Consider the following 24,834-nt stretch of genomic DNA (forward strand, 5'->3'; position numbering starts at 1 on the left):
GGGGGCTGGTCAGATACCGGTGAGCCGTTCATACAAGCCGCTGGCCCGGCGTGTGCGGCGGGCCAGTGCTTGCTCGAACCCTTGCTGGCTGGCGGTGACCAGCGTGAAATGCGTGCGGGCGCGGGTGATGCCGGTGTAGACCAGTTCCCGGGTCAGGATCTGGCTGGCATCTGCGGGCAGGGCCAGTACGGTGTGTTCGAATTCCGACCCCTGGGATTTATGTACTGTCATGGCGAAGGCCGTTTCGACGTCCGCCAGGCGGCTGGCCAGCACTTTGCGTATCTCTTGCCCATCCAGAAAATACACACGCAACGCCTGGGTTTGCGGATCGGGCAGGGTGATGCCGATATCGCCGTTGTACACCTGCATGCCTGGATCATTGCGGGTGATCATCACCGGGCGGCCTACATACCACTCGCCCCGGTTGCGCGGCAGCCAGTCCTGCGCGGCCAATGCCGTTTCAATAGCCTTGTTCAGGCCCGTGACACCCCAGTCCCCATCGCGCACGGCGCACAGAATGCGGAAACGCTCAAAGGCGGTGAGCACGGTGCGCACCCAATCCTCATAGCCATCCGGGTCACGCGGGCGGCTTTTGATGATCTCCAGATAGCTGCTATAGCCACCCGCTGCACCAGCGCGGCCCCCCAAGGCCAGGCTCACCACTTCTTGCGGGCTGGCGTGGTTACGCCATTGCACGGCGGCGTCAGTGGCGGTCAGCACCGTGAATGCGCTCTGGGTGTCGCCCCGGTTCACGGCCAGCGCCAACTGGCCGATGGGGCCGCCAAAGCGCCGGCTTACGCGCAGCATGACCGTCTGTTGCGCCAGCGCGTTGCCGTCGCCCAGATACCGTTCTGGCAACTGCTGGCCGGTGGTGCGGGCGACAAAACCGGCCGTATCGGCGGTATAGCGGCCGGTTTCTGCATCACGGCATAGATCGCCCAGCACCGCGCCGGCTTCGACCGAAGCCAACTGATCTTTGTCGCCCAGCAAAATCAGCCGTGCGCTGGCGGGCAGGGCGTCGAGCAAGGCGGCCATCATTTCCAGATGGATCATCGACGCTTCATCCACAATCAGCACATCCACTTCCAGCGGGTTGCCAGCGTGATAACGAAACTTGCGTGTGTCCGGGCGGGCGCCCAACAGGCTATGCAGCGTGCGCGCGGCACCCACACGTTCGGCAAAGGCCGTCAGTGGCAGGTCGTCCCCCACTTTTTGTTGCAGCTCTTGCAAGGCGCCGTCGATGGATTGTTTGAGGCGTGCGGCAGCCTTGCCGGTGGGGGCGGCCAGGGCCACCCGCAAGGTGTCCGGGTTGTCTGCGGTGGCCAGCAACAAGGCCAGCAAGCGCGCTACGGTGTAGGTTTTACCGGTGCCAGGGCCGCCCGTCACAATGGCAAGCTGGCCGCGTGTACCAATGGCGCAGGCGGCTTTTTGCCAGTCGGGCTCGCTGTCTGCGGTCGCGACAAACAGCCGGTCCAGCCAGGCGCGCACGGGGGCTTCTGTCGCGGCGGCAGGGGTGGTGCGTAACTGGACGGCGTTTGCCACATTGTGCTCGTAGCGGAAATAACGGCGCAGATAGAGGCGATGGCCCGCCAGGATCAGTGGCGCGGTGTCATGAGTGGCATCCTGTGTCACCACCGGGCTGCGGGCCAGTTCTGCCTGCCAGTCTTTGGCGGTGTGCGGCAGGGCCGGGGCGAGGGCTTGCCAGGCGTTGAGTGCGGCGACGGGCCAGGCCAGCAGCGTGGCGGGATCGCTTGCCAGTTCGTCGAGCAGCAGACAGCTATGGCCGCGGCCTTCCATATGCGCCAGCAGGGTGGCCGCGATCAGGGTGGCCGGGCTGGCTTGCGGGTCCAGATCGGCCAGAAAGCGCGCAAAGGCCCCATCAAGCTGGCGCAGCCAGCCGGCCTCGGTCCATTGCGCCAGCAGTGCAAACAGGCTGGCGCGATCCAGTAGGGGAGCGTCTGCAAACAGATCACCGCTGTGGGTATCGACGCGCCGTATCATGTTTGCGGCTCCCGCATGGTGTCATCCAGTTGTTGCAGCAGGGTCAGATTGGCGGGCACCACGTAGCAGCCTTGCTGGGGCCCTTTGAGGCCGCGCATGAACAGGTAAATGGCGCCGCCCAGTTGCGTGGCCGGGTTGTAGCGCGCGCCCAGGCGTTGACGGAGCAGCCGGTGCAGAGCCAGCAGGTAGAGCGCGGCTTGCACGTCGTAACGATGCGCGGCCATGGCGCGTTCCAGCGCGTCCAGGGTGTAATCGGCGTCGCCGGCACCCAGCGCGTTGGATTTGTAATCCAGAATCCAGTAGCGCCCGTCGTGTTCAAACACCAGATCACAATAGCCCTTGATCATGCCGCGCAATTCGCGCTCGGCCAGGTGTGGGCGCGGTTGGCCGCCCAGTAGATGCTGGCTGCAAAGCGCGTCGATGGTGGCGCTGGAAATCTGCTCGTTAGGGAACCAGAACTCCATTTCCGGCAGGATATGGTGCAGCGCCGTGAGCGGTGTCGCGATCGGTTGCAACGGGGTTTGCGCCAGTTCACTCAACCAGTGAATGACTTCCGTTTTACGGTTGGCCCAGCCCAGACGCTCGCAGCGGCGGCCCAGCCGGTCGGCAAAATCGTCCGGGCGCTGGATGACGAGCGCAAAGCCTTCGCGCGCCAGCCATTCCAGTTGGTCATGCAATAGCGTGCCGGGCAGTGCCCCGCGCGGAAACTGGTGCCACGGTGCCTTGTCGGCGGCGACCGCTGTGCTGGTGCTGGTGGCGGGCTCTGCCGATTCTTGCAGGGTTTCATCACGCGCGGTTTCCGGGGCCGGCAGCGCGGCGTGCTGCATGTCGCGGATCAGGCCAGAGAAACTGGCAATCTGCCAGCGGGTGTCAATCTCGCCCCGGTAGGGGGGCATTTCAACCAGCGGCACAGCAAGGTCACGCGTTGTCATGGGCGTGATGGGGCAGTGTTCCAGGCTAATGGCCTGCAACTCGATATCCGCACTTTCGCCCTTGAGCCGGGTCAGCGCGTCCAGCAGCGTCGCCTCGGTCAAGCCTTCTCCTGCACTGAGCAAATAGCCAATGGCGCTTTTTTGCAGCTTGCTGCTGCGTTGAATGGTGAATTCACTGACTCCCAGCCAGAGGGCATGGCGGGCGCGGGTAGCTGCCACGTAAAACAGGCGCAAGTCTTCCTGCAAGCGGGCGATGCCAGCGGCGCTGACGGCTTGTGTCCCTTGGTCGAAATCCAGTTGGGTCTGACCGGTCTGATCCAGATAGCGGATCACGGTCTGGTCTTTACCTTCAAACCAGGTGCAGGCAAAGGGCATGAAGACGAGGGCATATTCCAGCCCTTTGGATTTATGGACAGTGACCACCTTGACGAGGTCCGCATCACTTTCCAGCCGCACGATCTTTTCATCACCGGCCTCACGCGTGCCAGTGATTTGTTCGGCCAGCCAGCGGATCAACGCCTGTTCACCTTCCAGTTGCTGGCTGGCGTGTTGCAGCAGTTCTGCCAGATGCAACAGATTGGTCAGCCGGCGCTCCCCCCCCGGGGCTACCAGCAAACGCGCCGGGAGTGAGAGTGTGTGCAGCAGTTCGCGCACCATGGCCAGCACGCCGTAACGACGCCAGCGCTGGCGCAGGTTTTTCAGGGTTTCCAGCCGCAGTTCCCACGCGACATCGGCGGTGGCGAGCTGCGTGAGCGTAGCCAGGTCCAGGTCTGCCAGTGCAGTTGCCCATGCGGCGCGGGCCAGATGGCTATCCAGCGGGTCCGCCACGGCCATCAGCCAGCGCTGCAGGTCGGCGGCTTCGGCGCTATCAAATACGGAATCAGAATCAGACAGATAAACGCTGGCAACGCCACGCTGCTGCAAGGCACGCCGTACCACGGCGGCTTCTTTACCGGAGCGGACCAGCACGGCGATGTCGGCCGGTTCCAGCCGGCGTGTGCGTTCTGGCGCAACAAATCCGGCGTGGGCATCGTTCAGCAGGGTGACGATTTCTTCAGCGCACAGGGCGGCAAAGTGCTGCTGATATTCCTTGCCCGTCAGTTTGCTATTGCCGTGCCACAGCGTGACCGGTGGTACGGGGCCGGTGCTGCGTTGCAGTTGTTCCGACCGGCCGGCAGCCTGGACGGATTCAAACGGCAGCGGGTTATCCGCCCCCACCCGGAAGCGGAACGCACCTTGTTCAAAACTGTGTTCTGCGTACTCAAACAGGCGGTTCACGCCCCGCACCAGGCCTTTGGTGGAGCGGTAATTGGTATCGAGCACATAATGCCGTCCGGCCGTAGCGCGCCGAGCCGCTAAATAGCTGTGGATATCCGCGCCGCGAAAGCCGTAAATGGATTGCTTGGGATCGCCAATCAGCAGCAGCGCCTGGGCCGGGTTGTTATCGGCGGCGCGGTAAAGCCGGTCGAAAATGCGGTACTGGCGCGGCGAAGTGTCCTGGAATTCATCAATCAAGGCGACCGGGTATTGCGCCAGGATGCGTTCGCGCAGCGTGTCACCGTTGGGGCCGGCCAGGGCTGTATCCAGCCGCTGCAGCATGTCAGCAAAGCTGTACACGCCCGCCTGTTTTTTCAGCTGGCTCATGCGGCGTGCCACCCAGTCCGCCGCATGGAGCAACAGGCCGGAGCGCAAAGCGGGTAGCGCATTGCGCGCCTCTAGCCAGCGCAGCAGGTGGTCTTGCCAGGGGTGATCCAGCCGGGCGCGCTGTTCTGCGGTCGTGGTTTTCTTGAAGTGTTCTGGCGTGGGCACCATGTTGGGCAACCACGTTTCCAGCATCTTGCTGGTGGCCGCACCCCCGCCAGCCCAGTTGCGGATGGCTTGCAGGCGCTGCGCGAAGGGGCTACTGGCGTGGTTGTATTTGGGTTTTTGCAGCCAGTCACTGTTGAACGCGTCTTCCCACACCTGGGCAAGGTGCGCATCGTCGGCCAGCCAGGCGGCGCGGGCGGCGTTTTCCAGTTCAGCCAGCCGGGCCAGTTGGCTGGCCAGCGCTTCAAAGAACCGGGGCTGGGCTGCCGGGCGTTCATCCAGCCGCAGCAGATCGCTCAGCCGCCGCGCCAGTCGGTCTGGCGTAGGGGCGAGGTCCAGAATGGCGTCGACGCAGGCGGCATCCAGTTGGTAAACATGTTTGCGCCAGTAATCGCGCGTGGCATCCAGCCGCAGTTCATCTTCATTTTGCAGCAGGGTTTCGTTGAACAGGTTGCCGCTGTCAAACGCATGCTCGCGCAGCATGCGCTGGCACCAGGCGTCGATGGTGAAAACGGCAGCGTCATCCATGGCATCTGCCGCCATGGCCAGGCGGTGCGCTGCTTCGTTCCGGGTCGGCTCATCTTCATAACTGGCCAACACATCGCACAAAAATGTGTCGCTAGCGGCCGGTTGTGCCTCACCGCGGAAACAATGCGCCGCATGCAGCAGCCGGGCGCGGATGCGGTCAGACAGTTCACGCGTTGCGGCCCGGGTAAAGGTCATGACCAGGATCTGCGCCGGCAAGAGCGCGTGGGCAAAGGCATTGTCGCCGCCGTGTCCCAGAATCAGCCGGATATACAGCGCGGCGATGGTCCAGGTTTTGCCCGTACCTGCACTGGCCTCAATCAAACGGCTGCCATACAGCGGGAAAGAAATAGCCTGCAGGCGATTGGCATCAGGCATGTTCGGCCTCCTCGTCAGCGCTACCCCAGGGCTCGACCTTGATGTGTTCGTTGGCCCAGTGAGCCAGAGGCGCAAACAGGGTTTCGGCGTAATGCTGGAACTCGCCATCCGCGCTCAGCACAGCAAAGTCCGGCCAGGTGCGGGCAAGGCACGGCTCGGCTGATTCTGGCGTGAGGCCCAGCGGGCCGGTGCCTTCATACACATCCGCCGGCTTGCCGTTGTCGGCCAGCGCCGCCAGCGCGGTGGCCACGGCAAAGGGCAGCGGCCGGCGCATGCCTTCGGCCCAGGCCGCCAGCAGGGTTTCAAGTGTCTCGCGGGCTGTGGCGGCATCGGGCTGTGCCAGCGTGAGCACGGCATCGCGCGCAACAATAATGCCCGTCATGCGGATATCGCTGGCCGCCGTGACCAGTTGGCGCAACCACGGCAGCAGCAGTTTATCGGCGCGCACCTTGCCTTTGCTGGTCAGATTACCCGGGTTGAGCATCAGCCAGGCGGTGTCCCCGGCCCGCTGATGCAAGCCATCCAGCCAGTCTTCCAGCAGGGCCCCGGCGTGGCTGGCTGCAAGGCGTACCCTGGGCGCATCATCCGGCCAGTGCGCCATCAGGCTTAACCAGCGTTGCCACATGGGTTCAACCTGCGCCAGCAGGGCCGCCTGGGTGCGTTCCCCCATGGGGCCAATGGGCAATTCGCCGCTGCGGCTGGCGCGCACGGCGGCATGGACCAGTGCTGCCGGGTCGGGCTGCGCGTGCGCCTGATCCAGCCACTGCGCCACCATTTGCCAGGTTTGCAGACCATCAAGCACAAAGGGTTCTTCGTTGTCTTCAACCAGCGCCAGATCGGCAAAGCGTACTTTCAGTTGTTCCTGGAAGAACACTTTGACCGGGTTGGCCAGAAACTGGCGCAGCAAAGAAAGCGTGACGTGGCCGGGTGCTTCTGCTGCTACGACGGCCGGTGGCGGGGCTGTTGCAACAGATTGCTGATGGGCGTCGCGCCATTCCCGTACCCAGGTGTGCAAGTTGCCGCCTTCAAAATAGCGCCGGCTAAAGGGTTGTAGCGGGTGGTGCGTGGTCAGGCGGTCCAGCACCCCGGCCTGCCAGTTGGCGGCCAGATAGTCCCGGAACTGGGACACCAGCACGGAGGCCGGTTGCTCGCTGTTGTCGCGCGGGCTGTGGCCGGCCCAACTGATATAGAGGGTACGGCGTGTGGCCAGCAAGGCTTCCAGCATCAGGTAGCGGTCGTCATCGCGGCGGGAGCGATCCCCCGGCCGGTACTGGCCGGGCAGGGCCAGCAGGTCAAAGTCGGCGCGCTGGTTCTGGCGTGGATAATCGCCATCATTCATACCCAGCAGGCACACCACCTGGAAAGGAATGGCGCGCATGGGCAGCAGTGTACAAAAGGTGACGCCACCGGCCAGAAAACGTTTGTCCAGGGTGGGTTCGTCGACCTGGGACAACCAGGCTTCGCGCAACACCGGCAGGGCGACAGGATCGGTATAACCGGCCAGTTCGCAAGCATGCAGCCAGCGCTGCAAGGCGGTGTCGATAGCGATCAGCGTCAGCCGCTCGCTGTCATTGGCAGATTCAAAAAACGCCGCCAGCAAGGCGCGGCCGGCTTCGCTCCACTCGGCCGGCGTGCGCGGTTGCAGCAAGGTGGCGCTCCAGTGGATCAGTTGCTCTACCAGCGCGGCCAGCGAGCCGGCAATGGCTGCATCCAGCCCACCGACCTCCGGGTAGGGTTCGATCCCGGCAAACGGGGCGTCGTCACCGCTGGCAAAGCCCAGCAACATGCGGCGCAAACCAAACAGCCAGGAGTTCTGCTCACCCACGGCCGACAGACCCAGTTGCGCGCGCTGCTCGCCTGATAAGCCCCAGCGCACGCCCGCACCCACACTCCATTGCGCCAGACGTTCCAGATCAGCCTCTGCCACGCCAAACCGGCGGGCCAGCGCGGGGACATCAAACAGGTCACGTACTTCGGACAGCCGGCAGCGTTGTTCGGGCAGCCGCAACAGCCATTCCAGCGCTTTCATCAGCGGGTTGATACCGCGGTTTTTCTGGTCGGCAATCAGCCAGGGAATAAAGCGCGCATCACTGCGTTCGTATTGCCCGAACACGGCCTCAATCGCCGGGGCAAAGGTTTCGATATCCGGCACCATCACCACGATATCGCGCGGGGTCAGCGGCGGGGTGCTGGCGGGCTCGTTAAACAGGTCCAGCAGCTGGTCGTGCAGGATTTCCACTTCCCGCTGCGCGCTGTGCGCAACGTGAAAGACGATGGATCGATCAGTTTGGGCCACTGGCGTTTGTGCGCCATCCGGTGCTTGCAGATCACGGATACGCGCTTGCACCTGGGCCAGCAGGGTTTGCCCTTCGCTATCATCGAACAAGTCGATGCGTGTATCGGGGAAACGCTGCTGTGCGGCCAGGGCATCGTCAAATTCATCAAGCATGCGGACAAAATCCCGCCCTTGCCGGCCCCAGGCTGCCAGCAGCGGGTTGCTTTGCACATGCATTTCAGACAGTTGATAGCGCGACAAATCCACGCCGCCCCGCAGGGCATGCCGACGGCGCGCGGCGCGCAGCAACTCGCGGCCATCAATGATATCGGCCCAGTGGTACTGGCACGGATTGGGCACGGCCAGAATCACCTGGCAGCGCTCTGCCAGCGCGGCCAGTGCTTGCAGGGTCTGCATGGGCAGGGCGGACACGCCAAACAACACCACGCGGCGCGGCAAGGCCGCGTTGGGCGCCGCGCGCTGCGCCACCGCTTGCAAAAAACGGGTATGAATCGCGTCCCGGCTGGTGTGGCGCAGGTTTTCCGGCACATCAGCCAACAGCGCACGCCACAGGGCGCTTTGCCAGCGCTGGTCTTCCTGCAGTGGCGCCATGCTGCCATCGGCCCGGCGTAATTGATCATGCCCGGCGGCCCAGTCGGTCAGCCAGTCTGCCCGATAGACCTGATACTGGTCGTACAAGTCCGCCAGCTTTTGCGCCAGTTGCCACAGGCGTCCGGCATCGTTGTCCTGCAAAAACTGTTGTAGCGGTGCGAAATGCGGGGCGGAGAGATGCGTGGGCAAAATACGCATCAAGCGCCACGCCAGCGGGGATTTATCCAGCGGCGAGACCTGCGGTACGGCGATGGGGCCCAACATCTGCCGGTAAGTACGCCACAGAAATTGCGACGGCAATTGCACCGATGCCGCCGCACTGATCCCCGTCTCTTGCGCCAGACACAGCTTGAGCCACTCTGCAATGCTATTGCTCTGCACCAGCAGGATTTCTTCTTCCAGCGGCGCCAGCGGGTGGGCGGTGAGCCAGCTAAAGACGGTGGTACGCAGGTCTTCCAGCCGGTTGCCATGCAGCACCAGCAAACCAGGGGTGATCTGTTCGGTCATGAGAGGGTCGGGCAGGCTCTGGTATGGGGCGGGAATGGGGGTCAGTGTACCAAAGACTGCCTGTGCTTATTGGCCCGCAGCATCGCAATCCGCACGTTTGACCAGCGCGCCCGGACGCCCCTGACCATCCACTGGCCGGGCCGGAACACAGTCGTAACGCGTGCCGCCCACAATCAGTGTGGCGGTACTGCATACACCGGCCTGTTTAACGCCAATCAACTGCCGGGTTGGGCCGTCTTCACCGAGGATGAAATGGCGCTGGCCAGGTGCCAGCAGCGCGGCAATGGTCTTGCCTGGTGGCGGCTTGTGCTGGCTGTCGCGGCAATCCCAACTGTAACGCTGATCGGCGTGGGCGACGGCGGCACAGACCAGGGAGAGACAAAGCAGGAGCGGGCGCATGAGGGAGAGTCCGGGGGGCAATGCCGGTAGTTTGGCACGATGGTTTGTTCATGCCATCACGGATGTGACGGGATTACGGGGTGGGCGGCGGGGTGGTGGTTTTGTAGTGGTGGAGTGCCAAGGGTGCTGCTAGATTCCGGCCAAGAGGGGCCGCCGAGGTCGGGAATGAGGAAGTGGAGGGGGCGAGTTGACGGCTGCATCCTTGCGGATATTGCAGCTGGATTCCGGCTCAAGGCCGGAATGACGAGTCAGTGGTATGGGGGTTGTTGCTGTTGGGGTTGCTTTTGGTTCTCCTCCCCCATTAAAGCCAAGCGCCGAAGGAGCGGAGGGAGACCTTAGGCTCCGACTGACGGAGGGGTCCGCCGAGGTGGCGAAGCAAAGAAAGTAACGTGGGCCCGGCTCCCCGGGTATGAAATGCCTTTCAACCCCGTGCCGTCAGGCGCTATCACCCACAACAATATGAACCAGGTCCGCCACCCCGGATTCCCGGCCTGGGGCCTTCATCCGGGCTACGAAGTGGCACTGGCCAGCAAAGGCTACTCGCGTCGCAAGGCGCTAACCCCCAAACATCGCAATGGTGGATTGTCGCTACCGCTCCGAATCCACCCTACGACTTTCCCACCTCAAACGGCGTTCCGCTGCCGTCCCAGCGTTAACGCACTATGCCCGCACGTCAGCAACACCGCGATCCAGATCGGCACATACGTGCCCAGACCGGCCATGGTGAAGGGCTCACCCAGAAACAGGATGGAAATAAAGAACAGCAGCACTGGTTCCACATAACCCAGAATCCCCAGCACGCCCATCGGTAGCAGCTTGCTGGCGGCCAGGTAAAAGGCAAACGCGCTGGCGGTCATGATGCCCAGCAACGGCAACATGCCCCACAATGCCGGTTTGGTGACCAGCGCCTGGGTGGCGTCGGTGTGCGTCAGCAGATACCACGCTACAAACGGCACAATGCACAGCACTTCCAGCAAAAAACCGGCGACCGGGTCCAGCTTGATCCAGCGGCGCAGCATCAGGTACGGCGGGTAGCCGACGGCGGTCACCAGCGTGACCCAGGAGAAAGCGCGGGTCAGCCACAGTTCATGCAGTACGCCGACAATGGCAAAAGCCACGGCCAGCCATTGCAGCCGGCTGGGGCGTTCGTGATAGAACACAAAGCCGATCAGTACCATCACCAGCGGCAACAGAAAATATCCCAGCGAGACTTCCATCAAGCGGCCTACCTGGGGCGCCCACATGAATATCCATTGCTGGATAAACATCAGGAACGCGGCCAGCGGCACGACCCACCACAGGCGCGGTTCACGCTTGACGCGGCCCACCAGCGCTTTGAAGCGGCCTGTCTGCCCCAGCAATATCAGCGCCATCACCATGGCCGGTACGGTCCAGATAATGCGCCAGGCCACAATGGCCATGCCGTCCAGCGGACGCAGCAGCGTGGAATACCAACCCAGCGCGGCAAAAATGATGGAAGCACTGGCAGAAAGAACGACACCGCGGCCGGAAAGCATGAGAACACCTCTTGAACGAGCCGGCATGCTAGCAGTTTGCCTGCACGTGCCGCTATCAAGGCTTTCGAGCATGGTGGCCGTCCGCCTGTTTTCCGCCGCAGCGCTATCGCCAGGGCGTCTGGCGGCGACTATGCTCCAGCCAACAGAACATTCAACAATCGCACAGGAGTGACCCATCATGCGCTGGAATGACATGCGCGAAAGCAACAACGTGGAAGACCGCGAGAGCAGTAGCGGCGGCGGGGGTGGTGGTTTTGGCGGCGGCGGATTGCGGCTGGGTGTAGGCGGGATTGTGGCCGTAGTGGTGGTGGGCATGTTGTTTGGTAAAAGCCCGCTGGAAATGCTGGGATTGATCTCGCAACTGTCTGGCGGCGGAGCGCCGCAAGTGCAACAGCAGCAGGTGCCCGCGCGCCCGGTCAATCCGAACGATCCGGGCAAGGTCTTTGTGGCCAAAGTGCTGGGTGATACCGAAGACACCTGGGGCCGCATCTTCAAAGCGTCTGGCCGTACCTACCAGCCGCCCACACTGGTGCTGTTCCGTGGCGCGGTCAATTCCGGTTGTGGTTACACCACCTCGGCGGTGGGGCCGTTTTATTGCCCCATGGACAGCAAGTTGTACCTGGATCGGGATTTCTTTGATGAACTCAATCGTCGTTTTGGCGCGCCCGGCCAGTTTGCCGAAGCCTATGTGATTGCCCACGAAGTGGGTCACCACGTGCAGAACCTGCTGGGCATTTCTGCCAAGGTGCATGAGCGGCAGACCAACGTGGGCAAGGTGGGCGCCAATGCCTTGTCGGTCCGGCTGGAATTGCAGGCCGATTGTTTTGCCGGTGTCTGGGGTCATGATGCGGAACAACGGCAACTGGTCGATGGCAAAGATATGGAGCAAGCGCTGGTGGCGGCCAATGCTATTGGCGACGACACGCTGCAGCGCAACGCCGGCCGCAGTGTTGCGCCGGATTCATTCACCCACGGGACATCAGAGCAACGCCAGCGCTGGTTCCGCAAGGGGTTTGATACCGGCAGCGTGGACGAGTGCAATACCTTTACGGCCAAGCAGTTGTGATGGGGTATGACGGCTGTCGCGCCGGGCTGCCGTTGCGACAGCCGTTTTGCCTCTGACCGCGCGAGTCGGTTAAGGTAGCGGGATACTTCCAACCCAGGATATCCGGATCACCCTTATGTTCAAAACCCTTGTGCTGTGTACTGCCACTCTTGCTGTGCTGACCGCCTGTGGCCCCTCGCCGGATGCCCCGAAAATTGCGCCGGAAGCCCGCAAGGATCTGGAAAAAGCCAAGGGTGTGGAAAGCACCGTGCTGCAGCAAGACGACGCCGCCCGTAAACAAATCGACGACGCCAGCAAATAAGTGTCAAGCAATCGGCTGCCCATCACTGCCCGGGTGTCGATCGGGCATGACGAATACACCATCACGGCCATCCGCGCGCAAGGTGCGGGTGGTCAGCACGTCAACAAGACCTCCAGCGCCATTCATCTGCGCTTTGATATTCGCGCCTCCAGCCTGCCAGAGCACTATCAGCATGCCTTGCTGAACATGAGTCATCACCTCATCACCCAGGAGGGCGAGATTGTGATCAAGGCGCAGGAATACCGCAGTCAAGAGATGAATCGCGAGGCCGCCATTGCGCGGCTGGTGGCGTTGATCCACGACGCGGGCGTGGTACCCAAAGCGCGGCACGCCACCAAGCCCAGTTACAGCGCGCGGCGCAAGCGCACGGACCAGAAAGTCCAGCGCGGGCAAATCAAGGCCATGCGCGGCAAGGTGGATTTCTGACACTTGCGGGCCACTGACCGTCCGGCGCAGCGATGCAGCAATGCCGGGGCACGCAAGTACAATCAGAACCAGCACTCAACCGCACCCAATCCAATATGACTTTCACAAGCAGTGGTAAATCACGTTCAACGACGATGAGGGCTTGATCATGGGTATTCTGGATACAATTGGCGAAATTGCCGGCGCAGTGGCCGCGGTAGAGGCCACTGAAAAAGTAGACCCGGATGCGGGTTTGCTGACCAAGGGCATCGCCGCGGTCGCCGGGTTTAAAGGCGCAGAGAAGCTGGAAGAAGTGCTGGAAGAAAAGAAGGACGATGCACAACCCGATGCCAGCGCGTGATGCTGGATGGGTGAGAAAAAAGCCGGTTGGCCATGTGCCAGACCGGCTTTTTTTGTTGGGCAAACACCGGGTAGCCCGGATGGAGCAGCCGGCGGGAATCCGGGGGCACAATTGGCGAGTGTTTGCACACGTTGCACCCCGGATTCCCGCTACGCTTCATCCGGGCTACGTGCTAATCACCAGCCGATAGGGTGGATTCGGAACGGAGTGACAATCCACGGGTGGGGAGGTGGATTGCTGCGCGAATCCCCCCTTGCGCGGCTGGCATCCCGCAGACTCGTCATTCCGGCGAAAGCCGGAATCTAGGTGCAAATAGTTTGTGCCCAAGGCACTGCAAATGGTTTTATCCGTGGTTTGCCAGGATAAGCCCACCTGTGGTGGGCGGGCTGGATTCCGGCTCGAGGCCGGAATGACGAAGTGGTGGTGTGCGTGAAAAAGGTGAGTAGGGTGGATTCGGAACGAAGTGACAATCCACGGGTGGGGAGGTGGATCGCTGCGCGAATCCACCTTGCACGGCTGGCATCCCGCAGACTCGTCATTCCGGCGAAAGCCGGAATCCAGGTGCAAATAGTTTGTGCCCAAGGCACTGCAAGTGGTTTTATCCGTGGTTTGCCAGGATAAGCCCACCTGGGGTGGGCGGGCTGGATTCCGGCTCAGGGCCGGAATGACGAAGTGGTGGTGTGCGTGAAAAAGGTGAGTAGGGTGGATTCGGAGCGAAGTGACAATCCACGGGTGGGGAGGTGGATTGCTGCGCGAATCCACCTTGCGCGGCTGGCATCCCGCAGGCTCGTCATTCCGGCGAAAGCCGGAATCCAGGTGCAAATAGTTTGTGCCCAAGGCACTGCAAATGGTTTTATCCGTGGTTTGCCAGGATAAGCCCACCTGGGGTGGGCGGACTGGATTCCGGCTCAGGGCCGGAATGACGAAGTGGTGGTGTGCGTGAAAAAGAGGTTGCACCCGGCAAACCCGGACTTGCGCTCTGCACACCTCACAGCCTGAAATTTCCCACCAGCCGTTCCAGATTGGCCGCCAGTTCGTTGAGCCGCTTGACCGATGCGGCCATCTCATCCACCACCGCGCCATTGCCCTGTGCCATATTGCTGATGCGCTCCACGTTCTGTGCAATGTCCACGCTGGCGGAAGATTGCTCCCGCGTGGCGGCGGCAATGTCCACCATGCGGGTGACCAGATCGCCGGTGTGGTTGCTCACTTGCAGCATGGTGCTGTTGGCTTCTTCGGTCACGCTCACGCTGCTGACCACCTGATCACGCGTGCTGCTGACGTTGGCAATGGCTTCTTGCGTGTCGTTGCGGATGGCGGTGACGATGGTGGTGATCTCATGGGTGGCTTCCCCGGTGCGGGCGGCCAGTTTGCGTACTTCGTCGGCCACCACGGCAAAACCACGGCCGGCGTCACCTGCGCGGGCGGCTTCAATGGCGGCGTTGAGTGCCAACAGGTTGGTTTGCTCGGCCACGTCGGTAATCACCCGCACAATGGTGCTGACTTCTTGCGAGCGCTGGCCCAGTTGCGCCATGCGTTCGGTCAGCGCGTTCATGGTTTGCGTCACGTTGGCGATATTGCTGGTCACATGCTGCACGGTCTGCGCGCTGGTTTCGGTCAACTGGCCGGTTTCACGCGCCAGCGCTTCGGCCTGGTTGGCCGTATCGGCAATGTGCTGAATGCTGACGGTCACTTCTTCCACGCCCGCTGCGGTGGCGCTGGAGGCCTCGGATTGCTGTTGCGATGAGCGCTTGACGCTATCGGCAGAGCTGGCCAGTTGTGTGGCCGATTGCGATACCGCCTGACTTTCCTGACGCACTTGTACAAACATGTCATGCAGGCTCTTGATAAAGCGGTTGAACGCATCGGCGGTCTGGCCAATTTCATCGCGATTGGTCACGGTGATATGCGCAGTCAGGTCACCCTGACCCGATGCCAGTTCTTCCATCGTGCTGGCCAGCCGGTTCAAGGGTCGGGTCAGCGCGGTGACCACACCCGAAATCACCAGCAAGATCACCACCAGCGCCACAATGGCGATGACCACGGCGATATTGCGCAAGCGCACGGCCGGCGCGGTGATGGCGTCCGTCGGCACGCTCACGCCCAGTGACCAGAATTGACCGGTATTGCCGATCTTGATGGCATGGAAAAAGTGCGTGTATTCCTTGCCTTCAATCTGGAAATCCTCACCCGCTTTGACCTTGCTCACATTGTCGGCCAGCGGGGTGCCGGGTTCGATCGGTTTGCCCAGCAGCGCCGGGTCTTTGGCGGCCACGTACAAACCGCCTTCGGACAACAGCGTGACGTAACCCGTGTCGTAGGGGTGGACGGCGGACAGTTCTTTTTGCAGGTCGTCCAGCATCAGGTCCGCAGCGGCGACGCCCAGGAATTTGCCGCTATCGTCCTTGATCACGTAAACCAGCGAGCTTTCCAGCGCCTTGATGGTGCCCACTTCATACGGGAAAGGCTCGGTAATGGTGTCGCGCTGGCGCTGTTTGGGGACGTAGTAAAAGTCTCCCCAGCCGGGTTTTTCGTAATCCGGAACGTAGGTTTCCGGGTGATCGTGATACTTGGGAAATTCCTTGACCTTGGCGCTGTCGGTCATGTTATCCGGCGCGGCTTTGCCGTCTTTACGGATGATGTAGGGGATATACCGGCCGGTCGGATCGTTGCGCGGCCAGTCCAGCCGGAAAGCGTTGTCGTCGCCGTCAAAGGCGTTGGGTTCCCACACCATCCACAAGCCGGTTACGCCGGGGGCGTCGTCCAGCATGCGCATCATGATGTTGTCGGCCATTTTGCGATCCGGCTTGCCAGTGGCCTTCAGGCCCAGCATGGTATTGGCCAGGCGCCGTGGCAGCAGCAAGGTGCGATCAAGCTGGTTCTGCACGTTCTGGGCGTAGCCGTTGGCTTGTTGCTGGGCCAGTTCAAAACCGCTTTGCCGGGCGCGGTCGTAACTCATTTTGACGAGCAAGCCGACCATCACGGCAAAACCAATAAAGATGGCGGCTCCGGCCACCACAATGATACGTGTGCGCAAATGCCCCCACTGTGCGCTCTGGCTCATGCTGATCCCCTTGGTGTGGTTCTGTTTTCGTTTAACCGTTTTTACTTTAGGCGGCGTTTAGCGAAGTTGCAGGTGATCTTCCATGACCCTTGCCAGGGTGGAGAAATGCCGCGCAATGTCTTCATCCTGCACGCAGGCATAGCCCAGCAACAGCCCGCGGGTGGCCTGATCGGCATGGCTGTAGTAACCAGACAGCGGGCGGGTGGCAATGCCGGCGGCCAGTGCGTCGTGCGCCAGTTGGCGATCATCAAGGTGGTCTGGCAACGAGGCGACCAGATGCAGCCCGGCTTCATCGCCCCGCACTGGCACGTCCTCGCCAAAGCGGCGGGAAATCTCATGCATCAGGGCCTCGCGCCGTGTGCCGTAGACATTACGCATGCGGCGGATATGCGCGCCAAAATGGCCCTCGGCAATGAAATCTGCCAGTACGGCTTGTTGCAGTAGCTGGCCTTCGCGGTATAACTCGGCCAGCGCCACGGCAAAGGGTTCGGCCAGCGCGGGCGGCACCACCAGATAACCAATGCGCAGACCGGGGTAGAGGATTTTGCCAAAGCTGCCAACGTAGATCACCCGGTTGGCGTCATCCATACCCTGGAGCGACATGAGCGGGCGATTGGCGTAGCGGAACTCGCTGTCGTAATCGTCTTCGATAATCCAGCAATCGCGCTGGCGGGCGAACTCCAGCAACATGCGCCGGCGTGCCAGGCTCATGACCATGCCCAGCGGGTACTGGTGAGACGGCGTCACCAGCATCATGCGCGGGGGTTGGGCCAGGTCCTCGCTTGAGGGGCAAATCCCTTCCTGATCGACCGGAATGGGTTTGAGCGCCAGGCCGGATGCCTGCATCACGCTGCGTACCCCCCAGTAACAGGGGTCTTCGGTCCACACCTCATCACCCGGATCACACAGCAAACGCACAGCCAGATCGACCGACTGGTGAATGCCGGTGGTGATGATGATCTGTTCTGGTTCGCAGCGCACTGAACGGGCATTACGCAGGTAATCGGCCAGCGCCACCCGCAAAGGCGCATAACCACCGGGCGGGGCGTAACTCAACAATTCTGGCTGCGGGTTGCGCATATGCCGCGCCTGTAAACGGCTCCACACCGCTGCCGGAAAACGCGTGACATCCGCCACGCCGGGCACGAACGCGCCCCATTGCCGCCGCGAGACGCCCGCAGACGCCACCAGCCGCTGCCCGCGTTGCGACAAGCGCCCGGTTTCGCCGCTGGCATCGGTAGCAGGGTTGCCCAGCATTTGCTGGTCGGGCGTGCTGTCGGCCACAAAGGTGCCGCTGCCGGTACCGGCCAGCAAATAGCCCTCCACGGCCAGTTGCTCGTACACCTGGATCACGGTGTTGCGCGCAATACCCAGTTCGGTGGCCAGCATGCGGGACGAAGGCAGCTTGCGCCCGGCCGGGAGTTCGTGCGCCAGAATGGCCTCCCGCAACAGGCGCTGTAACTGGCGATACGCGGGCTCTGTACCGGTTTTGTCCAGGCGCTGGGCTAGCCAGTCAGAAAGCAGGCTGGTACGCAAAGTGGCTCCATGATCAGTAAAAAAATGGCTCTTCTGGTCAGAGCCAAAGCTGACTATATTCGGTTTCAACCGAGGTAGCTACAGCCGGGCAGCTGCCCAAAATGTTTTGGCATGAGCTCATGCCGAGACTTGTTTTGGATAGCGCACCGGCTCCCTATACAACGCAACACATGTAATCCACTGGAAACGACACCATGTCCAACGCTGATCTGTTTGCCCGCAAGAACGCCGCTACCCCGCGTGGCGTAGGCGTCATGGCGCAGTTCTTTGTAGAACGCGCCCGTAACTCTGAACTGTGGGACGTCGAAGGCAACCGTTATATCGACTTCGCGGGCGGCATTGCCGTGCTCAACACCGGCCACTGCCACCCCAAAGTCACCGCAGCGGTAAGCGAACAACTGAACGCCTTCACCCACAGCTGTTACCAGGTGGTGCCGTATGAATCTTATGTGGCGCTGGCCGAACGCCTGAACACCATCACACCGGGCAGCCACTCCAAGAAAACCGCGTTTTTCTCAACTGGCGCAGAAGCCGTGGAAAACGCCATCAAAATCGCGCGTGCCGCCACAGGCCGTGCCGGTGTGATCGCCTTCAACGGCGGTTTTCATGGCCGTACCATGATGGGCATGGCGTTGACTGGCAAAGTAGTGCCCTACAAGGTGGGCTTTGGCCCGTTCCCCTCAGAAATCCACCATGCGCCGTTCCCGTGTGAACTGCATGGCATCACCACCAAAATGGCGCTCAAGGCTCTGAACGACCTGTTCAAGGCCGATATCGACCCCAAGCGTGTCGCCGCGATCATTCTGGAACCGGTGCAAGGCGAGGGCGGCTTCTACGTCGCCCCGGCCGAGTTCATGTCTGCCCTGCGCAAGATCTGTGACGAGCATGGCATCTTGCTGATTGCCGATGAAATCCAGACCGGCTTTGGCCGCACCGGCAAGCTGTTTGCCATGGAGCACTACGACGTGCTGCCAGACCTGATGACCATGGCCAAATCTTTGGCAGGTGGCTACCCGCTGTCTGCCGTGACCGGCCGCACCGAAATCATGGACGCCCCCAATCCTGGCGGCCTGGGTGGCACTTATGCGGGTAACCCGCTGGCGATTGCCGCCGCCCACGCCGTGATTGATGTGATCGAATCTGAAAAACTGGTGGAACGCGCCAATCATCTGGGTGACAAACTGAAAGCGACGCTCAATGAATTGCGCAGCGTGGTGCCGCAGATTGCCGACGTACGTGGTCCGGGCGCGATGGTGGCGGCTGAGTTCATCAACCCGCAAACGGGCGAGCCGGATGCGGATTTTGCCAAGCGCGTGCAGACAGCGGCCTTGCAGGACGGGTTGATTTTGCTGTCTTGCGGGGTGTATTCGAATGTGTTGCGGTTCTTGTTTCCGCTGACGATTGAGGATGATGTGTTTGCGGAGGGGGTGGCCAAGCTGGCCAAGGCTTTGCAGAAGGCTTGATTTGCTGACGGTTGTGGGTTGCCTGGGGTGGCTGACCTGGCTCAAATTGTTGTGGGTGTTAGCGCCTGACGGCGCGGTTGTTTACATGTCGGGGGTTGCCCGACAGCAAGGACCTTTCTTTTGGATCGCCAAAAGAAAGGTCCCAAAGAAAAACGACCCCTGCGACAGCGCCCCTTCGGGGTTCCCTGCGCTTCTCGTGAGGGCCGGCTGGCTCCAGGAACTCGCTTCGCTCAAACACCCTTACGCCGAAACCCCGGCCCTCACTGCGATGCTCGGCACTGCCGGAGGGGAAGCAAGTCAACAGCAACAGCAACAACGCAAGTCGTCTGTACGCAAGGTTGATTGGTTAAGCCCCCCACCTCGTCATTCCCGCGTAGGCGGGAATCCAGTCCGGCCACCAACGGTGGCCTTGATGCACCACGAATACAGCGTTATGCCAGTTAACCCTGGCAAACCACCAGACAAAACGGCGCGCTGGGCATAAGACCCAGCCCGCCAGGCAACACCACAAGGAGAACCAGATAATGAACCTGAAAGACCCCACTCTCCTGCGCCAGCAGTGCTATATCAACGGCCAGTGGCAAGACGCAGACAACAAAGAATCCATCCCGGTTAACAACCCGGCCACCGGCGAGATCATTGCCACCATCCCCAAGATGGGCGCAGCCGAAACCCGCCGCGCTATTGATGCGGCCAATGCCGCCTGGCCGGCCTGGCGCAAAAAAACCGCCAAAGAACGCGCCACCATTCTGCGCCGCTGGAATGACCTGATGCTGGCCAATGTCGATGACCTTGCCGCCATCCTCACCGCCGAGCAAGGCAAGCCGCTGGCCGAAGCCAAGGGAGAGATCGCCTATGCCGCCAGTTACCTGGAATGGTTCTCGGAAGAAGCTCGCCGCATTGATGGTGAGATCATCGCCGCACCAGCCAACGACCGCCGTTTTCTGGTCATCAAACAGCCCGTAGGTGTCACCGCTGCGATTACGCCGTGGAATTTTCCGTCGGCCATGATCACCCGCAAGGTTGGCCCGGCGCTGGCGGCCGGGTGCCCGATGGTGCTCAAACCCGCCACCCAGACGCCACTATCCGCACTGGCGCTGGCGGTTCTGGCAGAGCGTGCCGGCGTGCCGGCCGGGGTGTTCAGCGTGGTGACGGGGTCTGCCAGTGCCATTGGTGGCGAGCTGACCGCCAACCCGATCGTGCGCAAGCTCTCGTTTACCGGATCGACCGAAGTGGGTCGCAAGCTGATTGCGCAATCGGCCGAGACGGTGAAAAAACTGTCGATGGAGTTGGGCGGCAACGCACCGTTCATTGTGTTTGATGATGCGGATCTGGATGCTGCGGTAGAAGGTGCCATTGCCTCCAAGTACCGTAACGCCGGGCAAACCTGCGTGTGTGCCAACCGTTTGCTGGTACAAGCCGGCGTGTATGACGCCTTTGCGGCCAAGCTGGCCGCTGCGGTGGGCAAGCTCAAGGTCGGTAACGGGTTTGAAGCGGGCGTGACGCAAGGCCCGCTGATTGATGACAACGCCGTCGCCAAGGTAGAAGAGCACATTGCTGATGCGGTGGCCAAGGGCGCCCAGGTGATCCTGGGGGGCAAGCGTCATCATCTGGGTCAGACTTTCTTTGAGCCGACTGTGATCACCGGCGTGACCCGTGACATGAAGGTGGCCAAAGAAGAAACCTTCGGTCCGATGGCGCCCCTCTTCAAGTTCGAGACCGAAGAAGAAGCCATTGCCATGGCCAACGATACCGAGTTTGGTCTGGCCAGCTATTTTTACTCGCGCGATATCGGCCGCATTTTCCGCGTGGGCGAAGCGCTGGAATACGGCATGGTCGGCATCAACGCCGGCATTATCTCTTCAGAAGTGGCCCCGTTTGGTGGCGTAAAGCAATCCGGTCTGGGCCGCGAGGGTTCTCATCACGGGATTGAGGATTACGTCGAACTCAAATACCTCTGTCTCGCCGGCTTGTAAGCCGCAGTTGGTCCGTATTTTGAGTTGTGTGTTGATGAAAAAAGAGCAGCCGGCGCTGCTCTTTTTTCTTTTTGTTTATCCAGCTTTGCGCACAATTGTGGTGCGCATTCATGCTCTTGTGCACCGCAATGTAAAGCCTGCCGCTACGGCCAGACCAATGGCATGTGCTGGCGTCATAGCTGACGTATGGCATGCTTTTTGCAGCTGAAATACCAGCAAGGCTGAATGCGGGTTGGCGTGTTTTGTCAGATAACGCGGCTCAGTGGCACTAAAGCATCACCTTTCATGCGGCACTGGTTTTGTCGGAGCGGCTCGCATAAGGTTAGAACACACAAGAATAAAACTACCGACGTATTGATGGCGGTCAGTATGTTGGCAGTTTGAACCGCACTAGATTTGATCAAAGCAGATAGAGCCAGATGGCCACGCTTTGATCTGGGGTGATTCACATTCCCCCGCAAATCTCAAAACCGCGCGTGTATGCCGGGCTATTGGCATGCCAAAGACAACGCAGTGTCGCGACCGAGGCAGGCGACGCTGTACGGACGAGAGAAAAGTGATTTCACAGGAAATACAACATGAAACGCTCGGGATCATGTGTGCAGTCTTCGGCGGCGTTGGTGCCGTCAACACTTCAAACCATTTCGACCATTGCGCGGCTGACCTCCCGCCGCGACATTGACCCGGACCGCATTCTGGCCGGGAGCGGCATTACCGCCGCAGGCTTGCAAGACACCACCCTGATGGTCACCCACGCGCAAGAGCTGATTGTTTCTGCCAACGCGCGCGCCCTGACCAGCGATGATTCTTTGGGTTTGCAGATTGGCAACGCCTTGCGCGTCTCCAGCTTTGGCCTCTTGGGCTATGCCATGCTGGTCAGCCCGACCTTGCTGGACGCCTTGCAATGTATCTTTGATTTTCCGGTGCTGTTTGGCTCTTACTTTGATGTATCGCTCAAGGTGGAAGGGTACGCGGCATCCATCACGCTGGATGATTACCGTTACCGGCCTGACCTGGAAATCTGGAACACCGACATGTGCCTGGCTGCCCTGTGGGCGGTGGTCTGTGATGTGATGGCCGACAAGATCAGCCCGGATTGCGTAGCCCTGCGCCATGGCAAAACGGAACATGCGGCGGCGTATCGGCAGGTCTTTGGCTGTTCTACCTATTTTGACCGGCCGGAAAGCGGGCTGTTTTTCCCGGCAGAGTTGTTATCCAGCGCCTTGCCTCTGGCAGACCGGTTCAGCTATCAAGTCATGCGTCAGCAATGCGCGCAACTGCAACGCACCTGGCAAAACAACAGCAATCTGGATGTGATTACCAAGGCGCTGCGGCTGATCTCGGCCGACCCGCTCAAGTACAACCAGTTGAACAACGTCGCCAGCGAACTGTTCATGTCCGAACGCACCTTGCGCCGCCGGCTGGATGAGCGCGGCGTGAAATTCCAGGCGCTGCTGGATCAGGCCCTGTGTGACAAGGCGCTGGAATACCTCTCTCGCACAGCGTTGCCGGTGGCCGATATTGCGGAAAAACTGGGCTATAGCGAGACCGCCAGTTTCCGCCACGCCTTCCGCCGCTGGACCGGCCAATGCCCCAGTGAATACCGCGCTACGCCGGTGGAGAAATCGGTGGTGTTTGCGGTTTGAGTGTTGCTTGACGAGAAACAGATGAGAAACCCTGCATTGCCAAGTCTGACTGGTGGTGCGGGGTTTTTTTGTTCTGGTTGGCAAGGGCCACCTGCGGCGGCCGTACTGGATTCCGGCTCAAGGCCGGAATGACGAGTCAGTGGAATGCAAGTTGGATTGGCTGTTGCTGTTGGTGTCGGTTTTTTGGGGGTTGCTGTTGTTTTTGACTTTCCTCCCCCATTAAAGCCCAGCGCCGAAGGAGTGGAGGGAGACCTGGGGCTCCCGACCGACTGAGGGAAGCCCGGAGGGCCGCCAGGCTGGGGTCGCCTTTCTTTGCCTACTTTCTTTGGGGCCGCCGAGGTGGCGAAGCAAAGAAAGTAGGGTGCTCCGGCCACCGCCGGTATCAAACGCCTTTCAAACCCGCGCCGAAGGCGCTAATAAGGTGTTGGTGTTCAGGGGCTTCTGGCTCAAGCACACATTGCGGCTGGATTCCAGCTCAAGGCCGGAATGACGAGACGCTGGTTAGGTCTGCCCAAGCTCAACCTCCCTCGCCATCAGGTGTCAACCTGACACCGAAAAATCCGGCCACCCCAAGCCCTGCAAGTTGGCCGGATTTATCTCCTGCCTGACCGGTTTCTCTCTCTTGCCCTTCTATGACACCCAGGCAGAATGGCTTCAACGGGATGCACTACAAGACTTCTGACTGGTGGCACAAACGGGCCGGTTCAGTTGTCAGACATTCTGATGTGAGGGCGCTGTCGGGCCGCCAAGGCATAACCGGCGCGATTCTCCAGCAAGCACTTGAACACATGAACATTGCAGGCGTTTGACACTCTCTGAGTGACACACGGCCAGGAAGGTTCTGGCAAGCCGCAATGCAGTTTTCAGGCATTTTGTCGGGCAAAGTGTTTGTCTTTGTCCCGGCGCAAAACGCGGAGTCATCCGCACAATGCGCCCTGATGCGCCAGGGCGGCGGTTAAAACCCAGGATGGTTTGCCAGCAATGAAGCGGGCAGGGTTTTGATCCTCGTCGAGGTCGTGGCAGGGTGCCGGAACAGACATGGTGATCCCATGAGTAAACCGAACCCTCATTCTGGTAGTAAACCGGTGGTTGGTGTCATTGCCGACCTCAAGATGATCGGCCTGCATCCGTTTCACTGTGCTGGCAACAAGTACGTCGTTGCCGCTGTGGATGGCGCCGATACCTACGCGGTGGTGCTGCCGGCCCTGTCCGGGCAGCAATCCATTGAACAGACGCTGGCACTGTGTGACGGCCTGATGTTCACCGGTAGTCCCTCCAACGTTGAACCCCACCATTATTCCGGCCCGGGTAGCGCACCTGGCACCTTGCATGATCCCGCTCGTGATGCCACCAGCTTGCCGCTGATTCGCGCAGCCATTGACGCAGGTGTGCCGGTGTTCGGCATCTGCCGCGGGTTTCAGGAAATCAACGTTGCGCTGGGTGGCACGCTCTATCAGAAGGTGCATGAAGTCACCGGCATGATGAGCCACCGCGAACGTGAAGAAGATCCGCTGGAAGTCCAGTACGGCCCCGCGCACGAAATCACCATTGTGCCGGATGGCAAACTGGCCGGTTGGTACAAAGCTGGCGAAGTCACCGTCAATTCTTTGCACAACCAGGGCGTGCAGCAACTGGCGCCGTCGGCGCAGGTCGAGGCGATTGCCCCGGATGGCCTGGTGGAAGCGTTCAGCGTCAAGGGCGCGAAGAGTTTTGCCTTTGCGGTGCAATGGCATCCGGAATGGCTGTTTGCAAATAGTCCGCTGTCTGTCGCCATGTTTGAAGCGTTTGGCGCAGCCTGCCGGCAAAGGAGGGCAGAAAAAGAGAAGTAGGGGCCGTTCATTGGTTGTTGCGATAGCAGCACAGGTTTGAACAGGCACCCAGGCCGATAGCGCCGGGAAAACAGGGTGTAGCAACCGCTACGCCCCAAAGAGTCAATTTCCGTGGTTGAAGCTGGTTTTGCAAATCCCCGTTTTGGGCATAGCAAAGCACCAGCCCGGTTGTGATGGCAGAAGATGCCAGCAATTGCAGAGAATGTGCGGCTTGCAAAAGCCAGCGCAGCGGTGA

General features: G+C 61.0%; 15 protein-coding genes. 8 read left to right on the top strand and 7 right to left on the bottom strand.

Going from position 1 to position 24,834, the window contains the following annotated elements; all coding sequences use genetic code 11:
• Positions 1-9: 9 nt before the first annotated feature.
• From recD to rarD, 5 genes are all read right to left on the bottom strand, one after another.
• On the bottom strand, positions 10-2,001 hold the full coding sequence (gene recD, locus HNQ50_RS01930; protein ID WP_184096990.1) for an exodeoxyribonuclease V subunit alpha: 1,992 nt from the start codon (positions 1,999-2,001) through the stop codon (positions 10-12).
• Positions 1,998-5,642 (bottom strand): exodeoxyribonuclease V subunit beta, encoded by a 3,645-nt coding sequence (gene recB, locus HNQ50_RS01935; protein ID WP_184096992.1) that lies wholly within the window; start codon positions 5,640-5,642, stop codon positions 1,998-2,000. Before recB ends, recD begins: the two co-directional genes overlap by 4 nt.
• Positions 5,635-9,036 (bottom strand): exodeoxyribonuclease V subunit gamma, encoded by a 3,402-nt coding sequence (gene recC / locus HNQ50_RS01940; protein WP_184096994.1) that lies wholly within the window; start codon positions 9,034-9,036, stop codon positions 5,635-5,637. Before recC ends, recB begins: the two co-directional genes overlap by 8 nt.
• A 66-nt stretch (positions 9,037-9,102) precedes the next feature.
• On the bottom strand, positions 9,103-9,435 hold the full coding sequence (locus HNQ50_RS01945) for a hypothetical protein (protein ID WP_184096996.1): 333 nt from the start codon (positions 9,433-9,435) through the stop codon (positions 9,103-9,105).
• A gap of 623 nt (positions 9,436-10,058) precedes the next feature.
• Positions 10,059-10,952, bottom strand: a complete 894-nt coding sequence (rarD, locus tag HNQ50_RS01950) for an EamA family transporter RarD (RefSeq protein WP_221302951.1) — start codon at positions 10,950-10,952, stop codon at positions 10,059-10,061.
• Between the two features lie 178 nt (positions 10,953-11,130).
• Between rarD and ypfJ the strand changes: the two genes are divergently transcribed.
• The 4 genes from ypfJ to HNQ50_RS01970 all read left to right on the top strand — a co-directional run bounded on the left by ypfJ (position 11,131) and on the right by HNQ50_RS01970 (position 13,085).
• A complete protein-coding gene (gene ypfJ / locus HNQ50_RS01955; RefSeq protein WP_184097000.1) occupies positions 11,131-12,018 on the top strand; it encodes a KPN_02809 family neutral zinc metallopeptidase in 888 nt (295 codons plus the stop codon).
• Positions 12,019-12,133: 115 nt separating this feature from the next.
• Positions 12,134-12,319, top strand: coding sequence for a hypothetical protein (locus HNQ50_RS01960; RefSeq protein WP_184097002.1), 186 nt, complete (start codon positions 12,134-12,136; stop codon positions 12,317-12,319).
• Positions 12,320-12,745 (top strand): alternative ribosome rescue aminoacyl-tRNA hydrolase ArfB, encoded by a 426-nt coding sequence (gene arfB / locus HNQ50_RS01965; RefSeq protein WP_308419117.1) that lies wholly within the window; start codon positions 12,320-12,322, stop codon positions 12,743-12,745. It abuts the gene before it with no gap.
• A gap of 148 nt (positions 12,746-12,893) precedes the next feature.
• Positions 12,894-13,085, top strand: coding sequence for a hypothetical protein (locus tag HNQ50_RS01970; RefSeq protein WP_184097004.1), 192 nt, complete (start codon positions 12,894-12,896; stop codon positions 13,083-13,085).
• Positions 13,086-14,073: 988 nt separating this feature from the next.
• Here HNQ50_RS01970 and HNQ50_RS01975 read toward each other — a convergent pair.
• Complete coding sequence (locus tag HNQ50_RS01975) at positions 14,074-16,149, bottom strand: methyl-accepting chemotaxis protein (protein WP_184097006.1); 2,076 nt, start codon at positions 16,147-16,149, stop codon at positions 14,074-14,076.
• 57 nt (positions 16,150-16,206) lie between these two features.
• Complete coding sequence (pdxR, locus tag HNQ50_RS01980) at positions 16,207-17,685, bottom strand: MocR-like pyridoxine biosynthesis transcription factor PdxR (RefSeq protein WP_184097008.1); 1,479 nt, start codon at positions 17,683-17,685, stop codon at positions 16,207-16,209.
• 194 nt (positions 17,686-17,879) lie between these two features.
• Between pdxR and HNQ50_RS01985 the strand changes: the two genes are divergently transcribed.
• The 4 genes from HNQ50_RS01985 (at position 17,880) to HNQ50_RS02000 (ending at position 24,599) form a co-directional block, all read left to right on the top strand.
• The gene (locus HNQ50_RS01985) at positions 17,880-19,148 is read left to right on the top strand and encodes a 4-aminobutyrate--2-oxoglutarate transaminase (RefSeq protein WP_184097010.1); all 1,269 of its coding nucleotides are present in this window, start codon (positions 17,880-17,882) and stop codon (positions 19,146-19,148) included.
• A gap of 521 nt (positions 19,149-19,669) precedes the next feature.
• Complete coding sequence (gene gabD / locus HNQ50_RS01990; protein WP_308419125.1) at positions 19,670-21,124, top strand: NADP-dependent succinate-semialdehyde dehydrogenase; 1,455 nt, start codon at positions 19,670-19,672, stop codon at positions 21,122-21,124.
• A 578-nt stretch (positions 21,125-21,702) separates the two neighbouring features.
• The gene (locus HNQ50_RS01995; RefSeq protein WP_184097014.1) at positions 21,703-22,770 is read left to right on the top strand and encodes an AraC family transcriptional regulator; all 1,068 of its coding nucleotides are present in this window, start codon (positions 21,703-21,705) and stop codon (positions 22,768-22,770) included.
• A 1,049-nt stretch (positions 22,771-23,819) separates the two neighbouring features.
• Entirely contained in the window at positions 23,820-24,599 is a 780-nt protein-coding gene (locus HNQ50_RS02000; protein WP_184097016.1) for a gamma-glutamyl-gamma-aminobutyrate hydrolase family protein, read from the top strand.
• Positions 24,600-24,834 lie beyond the last annotated feature (235 nt).

Origin of the sequence: Silvimonas terrae (assembly GCF_014202765.1) — a bacterium.
Taxonomy (GTDB): domain Bacteria; phylum Pseudomonadota; class Gammaproteobacteria; order Burkholderiales; family Chitinibacteraceae; genus Silvimonas; species Silvimonas terrae.

What these genes read in the sequence shown, in the direction of transcription:
- recD (WP_184096990.1), bottom strand. Translation starts at nt 2,001, where the DNA reads ATGATACGGCGCGTCGATACCCACAGCGGTGATCTGTTTGCAGACGCT.
- recB (WP_184096992.1), bottom strand. Translation starts at nt 5,642, where the DNA reads ATGCCTGATGCCAATCGCCTGCAGGCTATTTCTTTCCCGCTGTATGGC.
- recC (WP_184096994.1), bottom strand. Translation starts at nt 9,036, where the DNA reads ATGACCGAACAGATCACCCCTGGTTTGCTGGTGCTGCATGGCAACCGG.
- HNQ50_RS01945 (WP_184096996.1), bottom strand. Translation starts at nt 9,435, where the DNA reads ATGCGCCCGCTCCTGCTTTGTCTCTCCCTGGTCTGTGCCGCCGTCGCC.
- rarD (WP_221302951.1), bottom strand. Translation starts at nt 10,952, where the DNA reads ATGCTTTCCGGCCGCGGTGTCGTTCTTTCTGCCAGTGCTTCCATCATT.
- ypfJ (WP_184097000.1), top strand. Translation starts at nt 11,131, where the DNA reads ATGCGCTGGAATGACATGCGCGAAAGCAACAACGTGGAAGACCGCGAG.
- HNQ50_RS01960 (WP_184097002.1), top strand. Translation starts at nt 12,134, where the DNA reads ATGTTCAAAACCCTTGTGCTGTGTACTGCCACTCTTGCTGTGCTGACC.
- HNQ50_RS01970 (WP_184097004.1), top strand. Translation starts at nt 12,894, where the DNA reads ATGGGTATTCTGGATACAATTGGCGAAATTGCCGGCGCAGTGGCCGCG.
- HNQ50_RS01975 (WP_184097006.1), bottom strand. Translation starts at nt 16,149, where the DNA reads ATGAGCCAGAGCGCACAGTGGGGGCATTTGCGCACACGTATCATTGTG.
- HNQ50_RS01985 (WP_184097010.1), top strand. Translation starts at nt 17,880, where the DNA reads ATGTCCAACGCTGATCTGTTTGCCCGCAAGAACGCCGCTACCCCGCGT.
- HNQ50_RS01995 (WP_184097014.1), top strand. Translation starts at nt 21,703, where the DNA reads ATGAAACGCTCGGGATCATGTGTGCAGTCTTCGGCGGCGTTGGTGCCG.
- HNQ50_RS02000 (WP_184097016.1), top strand. Translation starts at nt 23,820, where the DNA reads ATGAGTAAACCGAACCCTCATTCTGGTAGTAAACCGGTGGTTGGTGTC.